Source organism: Gluconacetobacter aggeris (genome assembly GCF_014174395.1).
GTDB classification, from domain to species: Bacteria; Pseudomonadota; Alphaproteobacteria; order Acetobacterales; family Acetobacteraceae; genus Gluconacetobacter; species Gluconacetobacter aggeris.
This window is the reverse complement of the sequence record NZ_JABEQD010000002.1, coordinates 519,713-531,743: the sequence shown is the minus strand read 5'-3', so window position 1 is coordinate 531,743 and position 12,031 is coordinate 519,713. Positions and strand designations below refer to the sequence as shown.

The following is a 12,031-nucleotide window of genomic DNA, read 5'->3' as shown; positions in this document are numbered from 1 at the left end:
GTCTCGAGGTCATCGTCTCTGAACGGATCTTCATCGCTGATGTCTGCGAAGACAGGATTGCAGTGACCATGTCGTCGGACGGGAAGCTGTGGATCGGTCGGGAAAGGAAAGAGCCGGGCAGCGCGCATCTGCCAGCAGGCCGACCATACGAACTGGCGTACGAAAAGGCATGCTTGCGGAAATGTGCCGCCCGACCGTGGTCGATCAGGCGAAGAGATCAACGGCGCTCGCGGTCGCGAATTCCTTCTTGCTCGTCGTGCCAGTGGGCACGATCTGGCCGCTGGCATCGAACTTCATGGACGAAGACGAACCATCGATACTGCTGGAGGTGATCGTGATGCCGGTCGCCGCTGCATGTCCGGGGCGGGCGCTGTGATAGGCGGCTTGAGAGGCCGCCGAGGTCACCTGACGGAGGCTGGACGCGAGAAGCGAGGCAGCCGTGGTGTCAACCATTTCGTTATCCTTCAAAACCAGAAAGCAGAATAAATATGGGCCGAAACGTGGCCGCGGGATATTCCAATTCTGGAACCCGCCGGTTCCCCACCATCATGTCATAGAGTCCGTTCAGGAGCGGCCAAGGCAGATTTCCCTGATAGGCGTTCTCTCTCAGACAAATCGCATCTTTCCCGGACCCAATCCAGATATGTGGCCGCGCGCCCCGGCTTTCGTTTCGAGGAAGCGCAGTGTGAAGGCTACAGAAATGATTCGGTCATATCTTATAATATAACCGAACTATGCTCCGTTCAGTTTATGAGATAGATCCGACTTCGCCAAGGTGCTTTTTTCCTTTTCAGGTCTTGTCACCGGCCTTTAACGGATGGAGCGCCTGTGCAGGCACCGCCGTCTGTGGCAGCTATGTAAAGACTTGGGGTCAGGGTGGCTTTCTATCGATGATAACGCTGCTATCAGGGAGCGTCGGCCCTTGACACTTTCAGCCATATAGGGATTTTTAGACGCTCCATTCATTCTGGAATTGAGCAGGCATCCCTTCCTGGCGGGAATAGTAAAAAATAGATAGGGGACAAGTATAGTCCTGTATTCCTTCGCGATTAGCGACCATACACTTTTGGGCGGAAGTAGATATGCGCGTACTTTGCGTTGGCGAAGATTCGGGTCGGGATGACGGTCGACCCTACGAGGGATTGTCCAAGGCGGCGGTGGGCGGATCGGTCTCGATAACGACGTCTGGTTCCGCTGGGGTTGTGGAAACGTTGCGGCGGTCCCATTACGATATCGTCGTCATCCAGCAGACGACGCCGGACATGAAGCTGTTGCGTCATATCCGGAACAGCCGTGTTCCGACACCGGTCATGGTCATTACCCGGACGTCCACCCCGTCGGAGGTGGCGGAACTGCTATCCACGGGTGCCGATGATTGTGTGTCGGCTTCGGTCGATCCCGCGGAACTCCTGGCCCGGCTGCGTGCTATCGTCAGACGAGTCAGCGGACATGACAGCCTGACTCTGCATATTGGCCGCTTGACGGTTGGAGTCGACAGGCGGGAGGTCCATGTCGACTCCAAGCCTGTGCCCTTGACGCGCAGGGAATACGATCTTGTGGAATTGCTGGCCCTGCGCAAGACGCAGGTTCTGAGCAAGGAGACGGTTCTGGATAGCTTGTATGCCGGAGAGAGCGAGCCCTACGGCAAGGTTATCGACGTCATGATCTGTAAGATACGAAAGAAAATGCGTAATTTCGGTATTGATGAGCCGTTTACGACGCTGTGGGGGATTGGCTATCGCCTGAATGAGGTGGCCTTTACCCCGCTGGGAGCAAAGGCAAGCGTCACCGAAAGCAGGACCGACCGGCAGGCGAAGGAATCCTGTATCCCGGTCATGTCGGGGATCAACATTCTGAATTCTTCGACGACGCTGGACCTTGCCTGATTCCATGCCCTGATCTGCCCCGGAGTGCCGGGGGTGGGTCCGGGCGGCTGGCACGATCTCAAAACCTTACTGCGCAAGGCCGGAAAATCCGGCGCAGGTGCATCGCTGACACTATGCTGCCCCAGACCGGTATCCGGGCAAGGGCTGCTCCTCCGGGTCCTGATGCCGGAGGAGCAGTATTGTCAGGAACTGGCGCTGTTCGCGCTGGTGCTGCCCGTCGTCGTTCCGGAAGAGATGTTGGTAATATTGGACATCGGGATAGTGGCTTTGCCCATCTCGACTTCCATGTCGGAAGCGCCTTTGTGTATGCCGGTGATCGTGCCGGTGACAGTGAAGGGCAGGCTGGATGTGGTGCCCGAAGAACTGATCGTCTGGACCGAAACGCTATAGGCGCCATCGGACAACTGGTTGCCGTTATTGTCCCTTCCGTCCCACGTCCAGGTATTGGTGCCGCTGGAGGCGGTGGCGACAACATCCTTGACAATGGTTCCGGCGGAGTTTGCTACGGCGATGGCGACGGTGGATCCGGATGTGCCCGAGAAGCTGAGCGAGGCGGAGCTGCTTTGAAGCGGCAGCGTCGTTGTGTTCGCGGTTGCCTTCTGACCGACCAGGTTGGAGTCGGTGCTCATCTGCCCGCTTTCATTCAGCGAAATCAGTGAGCCGAGCTTCGAGTTCGTCTCGACCTGCTGTTCCACCCCGGCAAATTGCGCGAGTTCCGACGTAAAGGTGTCGGTATTCATCGGGCTGCTCGGGTCCTGGTTCTTCAACTGCGTGGTCAGAAGGGACAGGAAGGTGGTGTAGTTATTGGCCAGGGAGGACAGGGCCGACGTCGCGGTGCCGCTGCTTGAACCCGCACTGCCTGAAGAAGACGTGTTCGCAGCATTCTTGGCGGCGGCTTCTGCTGCCTGGATAAGCTGGGCCTCCTTGCTGACACTCGATGTCGTCGTCATTTGCCTGTTCCCTTTCTCTCCGCGACGGCCATCGGGGTCATGCGGTAATGTTGATGCCGCTTCCGGCATATGGACCGGAAGATCTTCTGGAATGTGAACCGTCTTGCGTCTCGGCATCACCTGTTGCCGGGGCGGGGATCACGCCATCGGCGCGCCAGGTGCTTCCACCATAGGTTTGCTGGCCATTCTGTCCAGAACTGCTGCCGGACATGTTGCCCGAAAAATTGCCATTATAGCCTGTGCCGTCAGCATTCTGATTTTGGCCCTGGTTCTGAAAATCGTGGTTGCTGCTGCTGGCAGCGACAACGTCAATTTTCAGGTTGCTCACGTCCACACCGGCAGCGGTGAGTGCCGCGACCAGTTCATGCTTGTTGTCGGCCAGGTGGCGTGCCGTCCCAAGGTCTTCGCTTTGGAGAACCACGCCGGTTGTCAGGCCGTCCGTTCCGTCGACGCGCACATGAACGGGTGTGGAATCGTCGGTCAGAATGGTCATGGAAAGAGATGTCGATCCGTCAGCGGATTGCGCCATGATCGAGGGTGAGACGGTCTGCCCGTCCGTTCCATGCGACACGTCGGCCGTCTTCTGGGCCTGCTCCGCGCGAGTTGCCGATGCCGCGTCGTTCAACGTGGCCGCAAAGGAACTGGACGGAGAGATGCCGGGGGCCAAATTGAGGCCGGTCGCCATCTGCAGGTCTATCTGGGAACTCGTCCTCTCCCGGTTGCCATCAGCGGAATCGGAATGTCCCATCATGCTGCCATGAGCGCCTGACTGCGCGAGGGAATCGCCTGTAGCGTCGGGGAGGGGCGCGAGGCCAGAGGTGGGGGACGCCGGCTTGTCGGTCGACAGTACTGGCGCTGGGGGCGAGGCGCGGCGTTGATCAGTCTGATTTGCCGCAGCGGTCTGTCGGAGCGGAGGGGCCGATGTGCTGGCAGCGGACGCGGTCATGGCGGTCGCGGCCGCTTGCGGGACCGAAGGCGCGTCCTGCGACGCGTGGCTTTCGTCCTTTGCCGCTTTCGCGGTGGTCGGGAACGACGATTGCGCTGCCGCTGTTGTCGGGACTGTTCCTGTGTCTCCAGCCTGGCTGACGCCGCCTGTCCCACCTGCCGGCGATAGCGTCACGGTGGAGGCCAGGATCTGCGTGCTGCCAGGCGTCTGTACCGAGATGACCGAATTGTTCTGGTCGGTCGCCGGCCCTGGCTGCGATGAGATGGACACTTGGACATGCTGGCTGTCGGACGTCTGTCCCGAGGGGGGCATGGGCGCATTCTGGCCGCGCGCCGATATCGTTCCTGCTGCTGGCTGTGAGCCGGCGCCTGCCAGGATCTGCGTGCTGCCAGGCGTCTGTACCGAGATGACCGAATTGTTCTGGTCGGTCGCCGGCCCTGGCTGCGATGAGATGGACACTTGGACATGCTGGCTGTCGGACGTCTGTCCCGAGGGGGGCATGGGCGTATTCTGGCCGCGCGCCGATATCGTTCCTGCTGCTGGCTGTGAGCCGGCGCCTGCCAGGAGCTGCGTGCTGCCAGGTGTCTGTGTCGCCGTGGGGGTGTCCTGGCCGGCCATGGTCTGCTGGCCACCCGGGAGCTGGGTCAGGGTAGTCGCGAAGGGGCTCTGGTCGGTTGTCGTTGGGCCGCCCGGAGCCACGATGTCAGCTTGGAGAACCGCCGAGGCCGTCGGCGCCTGCTGGAGTGCGGTCTCGGCCGTGGTGGAAGGCACGGACGCCGGGTTCGCTGTTGCGGATGTGTCCGCAGGGCCGACCGCACCGTCCTGGCCCTGTGACGCCAAAGAAGGTAGGCCCTGCTGAATCCCGAGGACCTGGGACAGGATATCCGTGAGCTGGCTCTGGGTTGTCAGGTCGGCTTGCGTGGTGGCATCGCTGGTTGAGGTGTCCGAACCGGATGCGGCCCTTTTTGCCCGGCTCGACGCAGAGGGATCGATCGTGGCGTCGACCGTCTGGACAGTTGGTGCAGAGACCGTGTCCGTGGCTGGCGGCGGAGCGGTGTTCTGGGGCGCCGAATGTCTGGCAGGACTGTCGGTCGGGTCCTTGGAGGCGGTTTGGGAAGCGTGCGCAGCCGCATCGTGAACGTCCGCGCGGTCGCTCCGTGAGCCGTTGGCCTGCTCGTCGTGCGCGGTCTTGAGATGGGCGTCGAAGGAGCCCTGCCTATTGGGGGGGCGCCGTATCGCATGGGACTGTGCGGCCGCTGTTCCGGAGATCGCGGTGCCAGGGAAAACCGGCAGAAGCGAACTGGATGACGAAGAAGAGAGCGCCTGATCCGTTTTCGCCGAAACTTTCGACATCGTAATACTCATCGGACGCCCCGTGTTTCCTGTCGTCATTCCGCTCCGTCAGGCCGCGGCAGCCGTCGATGGCTGCGACACGGATAATGCCGTATCGAGTTCGCTAAACGAAGGCATAAAAGCGGGTGGAATATCCTTACGCCCGATTTCGGCACTGACCTGAGGCGGATTGCCCTGGAGATGCGCCACTAAGACAACCCGAATGATGTCCTGATAGCGACCGTCCTGCGTTATCACAGCCCGCATGCGGGCCGCCAGAGGGGCGACGACGCCATAAGACAGCAGCACGCCGAGAAAGGTGCCGACGAGGGCGCCGGCGATCATTTCGCCCAGGACGGCCGGCGGCTTGCTGATTGAGGACATCGTCTTGATAACGCCCAGAACCGCAGCCACGATGCCAAGCGCCGGCAGGGCGTCCGCTATGCTCGACAGGCATTCCGCGATATGCAGCTTCTCGGTCAGATTCTTCTTCAGCTCGCGGGACATGACTTCGTCAAGCTGATAGGCATCGTCGATATTGAGGCTGACCAGCCGCAGATAGTCGCAAATGAGGTTGCGGGTTTCCAGATCGTCGCGAATGGCGGGCGATTGCGCGAAAATGCTGCTTTCGGTCGGATTTTCGACATGCTCCTCGAGCGCCATGCTTCCCTTCGCATGGGCCAGACGCATGAATCGGAACAGCGTGACCAGAAGGTCGAGATAGGCCGTCTTGTCGTAACGGGGACCCTTCAGCGTCAGCTTCAGGTCATGGGGAAGCTTTTTGAGCGCGTCGGCGGAATTTGCCATCACGAAGATGCCGACCGCCGCCCCCATGATGGTCAGCAATTCGAAAGGCATGGAGGCGAGCAGAGGGGCCAAGACACCCCCGGAGGCCACGAACGAGCCGAAGACGCAGAGCAGCGCAAAGACGAGGCCCCCGATGAAGAGCATTGAGTTGTCTCCGTTTTCACCCATATGTGCCGGCCGGCATGCGCCGGTCGCGGTCGTGTGCAGTTCTCGATGCCCGGCGAGAAACCGAGGTCCTTGGGGCTTGTTCTGATTTCGCCGGGGGCGGGGGCGCTATTCCGGCCGTGTCGCTCCGGATGTCTGTTGGTTCATACCGGCAGGATCGGCCGGCACGGTGCCGGTCGTGTTCGGCAAGGGAACGATGGGAGGTGCCGCGTCTGCATACAGCTTGTGCATGACAATCACGATTCGTCTGTTCGCTGCGGCCGACGGGGTCGAGGGAATGGCCAGCGACCGGTCGGCTCTTCCGGATACGTCGAGGATATTGGTGTCCGGATAACCAGCCTTGACCAGTGCCTCCCTGGCGTAATCCGCACGCAACGCGGATAGGGTCCAGTTGGACATGCTCCAGTTCCTGCCGGCGCGGTAAGTGTCGGCGTCGGTATAGCCGATGATCGAAATACGTTCCGGCATGGGGGCGAGCCATCTGGCGATTTCGGCCAGCATCTGTCGGCCCATGCGGTTGGGCGCGGGAGATCCGGAATCGAACATCGGCGTGTTGTTTGCATCCCGAAGCTCGATCCGGATGTCGTTTCGGCTGAAACTGACACCAACGTTGGACGTCGCGTTGTGCAAAGCGGGGTTTTGCCGGATGGCCTGCCGAAGGCTGGATGCCATATGTTCGATTTTGCCCTGTTCGTCGGCCGCGTCGTTGGCGCCGACATACGCCGTGTTCTGGCCGCCACCGCTCTCGGGTCCGCCGATCGGGATGATGGTGGGGGCCTGTGGGATAAATTGTGTCCTGATTCCGTAGGTGATGTCGTCGGGAGAGCCGCCCCGCGTGGACGTAACGGGGTTCCGTTCGGCACCGTGATTTCCGGATTGCGGTGCGTTCAGGGATGCGTCGTCCTTGATCAGCTTGAATGACTTTCCCTCCGTGAGAGGGGAGGGCGCGGTGTCGAGCGCCCCATCCGTTGGCGGCACGATGGTCTTCGTATCCGCCATGGGATTGAAGAACTGCGCGATGCCTTTGCGTTGCTCGTCCGTTGTCGCATTGAGGAGCCACATGACAAGAAAGAACGCCATCATGGCCGTCATGAAGTCGGCGTAGGCGATCTTCCACGCTCCCCCATGATGGCTCTGCGTATCGGACTCTTCGCTACGCCTGATGATGATGGGAGCTTTGTTGTTTCTCGCCATGAGGGATTACCGTGACCTTACAGGCCCTTGTGATGGACCATGCCGACGCGGCTGGACGGGTCTCCGCGATAGGCGGCGCGTCCTGCATGCGTCAAGGAAAGAGAGGTATCGAGCCAGACTTCTCCGCCGAGTTCGCGCCAGCGCCGGCAGAAGGTGAAATCCTCGCTGAGATAGGTTCCGGTCTCGGGATCAATGCTGGCGTCGAACAGGGCATGGTGCGGGCTGCCGTCTCCGCTGCCCGCGGCGTCGATCCGGCGGTATGCGGTTTCGGGATGGTGCTTGATCATGCGGGCGATCGCCTTCCGGCTGATCATCATGAAGCCGGTACCGGCGTAATGCGTCCGGATGAGCGGCCCTTTTTCCCATGTCTCGTGCATGGCATCGGTCTCTCCGACATAACGAAGGGAGGCCGATTCCTGTGGTTCGCCACGCAGGATGTTTTCTTGCGTGCCTTTGTCCCAGAACCGATCCTTGATCGGATACATGCCCGCGATCAGGTCCTTGTCGGCGGCGAGAAGGCGTGCCGGCGCTTCTGCGGCGAATCCGATATCGGCATCAATGAAAAGCAGGTGCGAGGCGTCGGACCGCGTGAAAAACTGGTGAACCAGGGTATTGCGTGCCCGGCTGATCATCGCATCGTCGCCGAGCAGGGAGAGAGTCATCGGCGTCCGCATGACGCCGGTGCAGGCGATAACGGACTCCATGTATTCCTGCGTTACCAGACCGCCGAAACAGGGCGTGGCAATGAATATCTTTGCGGTCTGTTGTTCTGTCTGTTCCATGCGCTTTCCTGGTCGCTTATGTCCATGGAGATGATCGGTTCGCATCAGGCACCGTCACGTGCCGACCTTGGTAAATAGCGATAGCGGGGGCATTCCACTTACTCAAGGATGAAACATGACAAAACCGACGATCGTTTTGTTGGAATGATGCATGAACATTGGACGTCAACCTGGGGACATGCGAACGCGGCGCGACAGATCGTCGATTTCGGCCAGTTCCCGGCGGGTGCGGATCTCTTTTTCCTCTTCCACCCGACGGTCCAGAATGGAGGTAGCCGCCTTCAGGTCCGCGTTGGCCTGCATGAGGGTTTGGCGTGCCTGGTCGGAGGCCCGGCTGGCGGCATGCAGGGCGCTCCGGGCGCGTTCAACGGCTTCCTGTCCATAAGGCAGCCACTGACGGAAATCGTTCAGCGACGCGTGCCCCGACATGGCTTCCAGTCGTTCGGTTTCGATCGCCGCCTGGCTGCTTTCCACCTGGCTGCGTGCCGCATGCTCTCTGGCCAGCGCCTCGGCCATGATCGCCTTTGCCTGGTCGACCTTTGTCTTGTGAAGGCGGATCAGGGACCGTAATGCGCGTGTCCGGGAATTCATCGCGATGTTCCGGTGGTCGAGAGCGCGCCACGCAGGGCATCGAAGCTTTCGGCGATTGTCGCGCTTTCATTGCGTGACTGCTTCAGGATGTTTTCGATTGCGGGCGCGACGCGGATGGCCCTGTCGGTTACGGCGTCGTTTCCCGCCCGGTAGGCGCCCAGGCGAACCATGTCCTGAATATCGTCCCAGGTTGAAAGATCGGTGCGCGCTTCCAGGACCAGGGCGTTTTCCTCCGCAGCGTTGCAGCCGGGAACCGTGCGCGAAAGAGAGCGGAGGACATTGACGGCCGGATATCGTCCGCCTTCGGCGATCCGCCGTTCCAATACGACATGCCCGTCGAGAATGCCTCGGACAGCGTCAGCGACGGGTTCGTTGTGATCGTCGCCTTCGACGAGGACTGAGAACATGGCGGTGATCTGGCCGGCCTTGCCGTCCGGGCCGGCCAGGCCGGGGCCTGCCCGTTCCAGCAGGCGTGGCAGTTCCGCGAAGACGCTGGGCGGATAGCCCCGGGTGGCGGGTGGTTCGCCGGAAGACAGGCCGATCTCTCGCAGGGCCTGGCAAAAGCGGGTGACGCTGTCCATGAGCAGCAGGACCGATTTGCCCTGATCCCTGAAATATTCAGCCACGGCCATGGCCGAATAGGCGGCTTCCCGGCGCATCAGGGGGGAGGTGTCCGAGGTGGCGACCACGACGACCGATTTGGCCAGGCCGTCAGGGCCCAGATCGTCCTCCACGAACTCGCGGACTTCCCGGCCTCGTTCCCCGACGAGCGCGATCACAGCGACGTCGCAGTCGGTATTGCGCGCCAGCATGCCCATGAGGGTCGATTTTCCGACGCCGGAGCCAGCGAACAGACCGAGCCTCTGCCCCTCGCGGCATGTCGTGAACAGGTTGAGCACCCGTACGCCCAGATCGATGCGTGGCCCGAGGCGGGCCCGCAGCCCGGCTTCCGGAGGCGGAGCATGCAGTCTGCATGGCTCCCCGCCCGGGGGCAGTGGGCCCTTGCCGTCGATGGGACGCCCCATCGGGTCGATGACGCGTCCCTGCCATAGGGGATTGACGACCAGTGTGCCGCCCGCCCGACGCTTTCGCTGCTCCAGGTCGTATAGCCGGAATGCTGCACGGCAGCCGGACCCTATGCCCGCCAACGCCCCGAAAGGCATGGCAATGGCCGTGTCACCCCGGAACGCGACGATTTCCGCATCCGTCTCACGTCCGTCCAGTCCGAAAATACAGACCCTGTCTCCGACTCCGGTGAAGTCGCGCATGCCGCTGAGGGAGACGGAGAGGCCGGTCAATCCGGTCACTCGGCCTTCCAGCATGCCCACGGGAATATCGTGGAAGGGGCCAGCCACGACATTGCGGATCGCATCCAGGGTACGGGCCATTCCGGTGCCAAGCGCATCATCGTCGGACGCTCTTGCTGTCCCGGTAGTCGATTCGGCGGGTTGCATATTGCGCTTACCCTGTCAGGCAGGTTGCACCTGCGCAAATCGCGAGGCTCGGAGACCGATATCCTGGGAGTGGCATCGAGGTTGCTGCGTCCGACGTTCCGCGGTGCATTTTCTGTAATTCTGCGACAGCCTCGTCAAAACATGCCGGAATAAAGATTTCCGCTCGACGAGGATGACGATGTATTGACACCGAAGAGTGCGGCAATGCCCGCCTTGCTCGAATCGCCACCATACAGATCCATCATGGTTGCCGGCTTGTCCGGCGTCTGCGGAGTGATCTGGAGCATGGCCAGATAACGTTCCGCATATTGCTGGATCTGCTTTGGAGTCCGCAGCTTGGTGAAATCCACCTTGCTTTTCAGCATCCGGACCTGCTGGTTGTAATCCAATGTGCCGAATGTCGACGGATCATAGCCGGAGACCGTTTCCGCGACTTTCAGCAAGATGGGATCGGACATCAATTGTGCCAGGGTGGTGACGCTGCTCATCTTGCGCGTGAAGTAGAGGGCGTTGCCGACCCCGTTATCCTGGAAATCGTTGTTATTTTCGTACTGACTTAATTCGAACTGCGACACGACATCGTTCATGTTGACCTTGGTCACGGTGTTTGTGACTTTACTGTCGGTCGTCAGGGTTGAATCCTGGCTTGGCGTCGAAGTCGAAAGATTGGGAGGCTGAACATCGACGGTGTAGGTGACGCCGTTCATCTTCGCTTGCAATGCGGGGATGGTATGCGAATACTGCCCATTGACTTTTAGAAGATTGCCGGCGCTGTCGAATGAAGTCGTAAATGTCGTGCTGGTGACCTGCGCGCCGTAAGGATCGATGATATAGGCCTGCCAGGTTGAGGGCGAGGCGGAGTCCTGAACCCATTTGACGGACAGGGTAGCCCGGTTGGCGGCGGCGACGCCGTTGGCGTCGTCCGATGTTTCGTTGGGGTCGAACGGTGCCGTGACGTAGGTCTGGTTCGTGCCCGAGAGGGTACCCAGCGTAATGGAGGGAAGTGTCAGGCTGGTGCTGGAGCCCGACGGTGATGTCAGGCTGGCGACCTGGCTTTTACTGATGGTGCTGGACGTGCTGGACGAAGCCATGGTGACGCCGCCTGTTCCTCCAAGCGTCCCGAGATCTAGGCTGATGGATTGATGCGTGGTGCCGGTGCTGCCGGATGGGGTGATATTCAGGGTAATGGGCAATGATACGGTGCTTCCGGCTCCGCCGGAGGTTACGGCCTTGCCGGTCGACATGTCGGTAGCGGATGCCAGGCTACCGTCCTGGTTGAAGACGACCTGATAGGCGTTCGTATCGATTGTGGCATTGCCGTCCGCGTCATAGGCATTGACGGTCCAGGTCCGTGGATTGCTTGAATCCTGGGTCCATTTAAGGGCCACCTGATGGGCGTTGGATTGCGAATCATAAGTCGTGACGGGTGCCGTCGTATAGGTCTGGCCGGTCGCGTCGGCAGCGGGAAGGGTGGCGTTTACCGAAATGGTCTTCGTCGCGCTGTAGGTCTGGCTGATTACGGCGGAGGTTGCGTCGGGAGCAAAGGGTGACACGGAGGACGTGCCTTTGTTTTGTCCCCACATCTTGAAGGCATCGGCGAAGGCCAGCCATGCGGCGTTATTGGATGATTTGGCGAGGGACTTGGATGAGGTCGGGTCCTGCGTCAATAAGTCCTTGATGATGGCGGTTGCGTTGGACAGGGAACTGAGCCCATAGGCACCCAGTACCACCTGCAGGACCGAATAATCCTTCAAGAGTCCATCAACGGACGTAATCGATGCCGCATCCTTTTCGAACTTTGCGACTTCCTGCTTGGTGGTGGCGTCGGTCTTCGCGTAGGTCGCCGAGGCCGTCGCCTCGTTCTTGATCGCGGAAATGTATGTCGAAATCGGAGAGGCGTTGGAGATGGACATCAGCCCGATCC

Annotated in this window: 10 protein-coding genes; 1 reads left to right on the top strand and 9 read right to left on the bottom strand. The window is 60.6% G+C overall.

Annotation, left to right across the window (positions count from 1 at the left end):
* Positions 1 to 204: 204 nt before the first annotated feature.
* A complete protein-coding gene (locus tag HLH36_RS05045) occupies positions 205 to 453 on the bottom strand; it encodes a hypothetical protein (protein ID WP_182985331.1) in 249 nt (82 codons plus the stop codon).
* Positions 454 to 1,082: 629 nt separating this feature from the next.
* Between HLH36_RS05045 and HLH36_RS05040 the strand changes: the two genes are divergently transcribed.
* Entirely contained in the window at positions 1,083 to 1,886 is an 804-nt protein-coding gene (locus tag HLH36_RS05040; protein WP_182985330.1) for a response regulator transcription factor, read from the top strand.
* Between the two features lie 182 nt (positions 1,887 to 2,068).
* On the opposite strand, the gene HLH36_RS05035 is transcribed toward HLH36_RS05040, so the two are convergent.
* From HLH36_RS05035 to HLH36_RS05000, 8 genes are all read right to left on the bottom strand, one after another.
* On the bottom strand, positions 2,069 to 2,836 hold the full coding sequence (locus HLH36_RS05035) for a flagellar hook assembly protein FlgD (protein WP_182985329.1): 768 nt from the start codon (positions 2,834 to 2,836) through the stop codon (positions 2,069 to 2,071).
* Positions 2,837 to 2,873: 37 nt separating this feature from the next.
* Entirely contained in the window at positions 2,874 to 5,147 is a 2,274-nt protein-coding gene (locus tag HLH36_RS05030; protein WP_182985328.1) for a hypothetical protein, read from the bottom strand.
* 36 nt (positions 5,148 to 5,183) lie between these two features.
* On the bottom strand, positions 5,184 to 6,065 hold the full coding sequence (motA, locus tag HLH36_RS05025) for a flagellar motor stator protein MotA (RefSeq protein WP_182985327.1): 882 nt from the start codon (positions 6,063 to 6,065) through the stop codon (positions 5,184 to 5,186).
* A gap of 129 nt (positions 6,066 to 6,194) precedes the next feature.
* On the bottom strand, positions 6,195 to 7,280 hold the full coding sequence (locus tag HLH36_RS05020) for a flagellar motor protein MotB (protein ID WP_182985326.1): 1,086 nt from the start codon (positions 7,278 to 7,280) through the stop codon (positions 6,195 to 6,197).
* Between the two features lie 17 nt (positions 7,281 to 7,297).
* Positions 7,298 to 8,062 (bottom strand): hypothetical protein, encoded by a 765-nt coding sequence (locus HLH36_RS05015; protein WP_182985325.1) that lies wholly within the window; start codon positions 8,060 to 8,062, stop codon positions 7,298 to 7,300.
* Positions 8,063 to 8,227: 165 nt separating this feature from the next.
* On the bottom strand, positions 8,228 to 8,653 hold the full coding sequence (locus tag HLH36_RS05010) for a flagellar FliJ family protein (protein WP_182985324.1): 426 nt from the start codon (positions 8,651 to 8,653) through the stop codon (positions 8,228 to 8,230).
* Positions 8,650 to 10,041 (bottom strand): flagellar protein export ATPase FliI, encoded by a 1,392-nt coding sequence (gene fliI, locus HLH36_RS05005; protein WP_182985323.1) that lies wholly within the window; start codon positions 10,039 to 10,041, stop codon positions 8,650 to 8,652. Before fliI ends, HLH36_RS05010 begins: the two co-directional genes overlap by 4 nt.
* 200 nt (positions 10,042 to 10,241) lie before the next feature.
* A complete protein-coding gene (locus HLH36_RS05000; RefSeq protein WP_182985322.1) occupies positions 10,242 to 12,020 on the bottom strand; it encodes a DUF1217 domain-containing protein in 1,779 nt (592 codons plus the stop codon).
* Between the last annotated feature and the right edge of the window lie 11 nt (positions 12,021 to 12,031).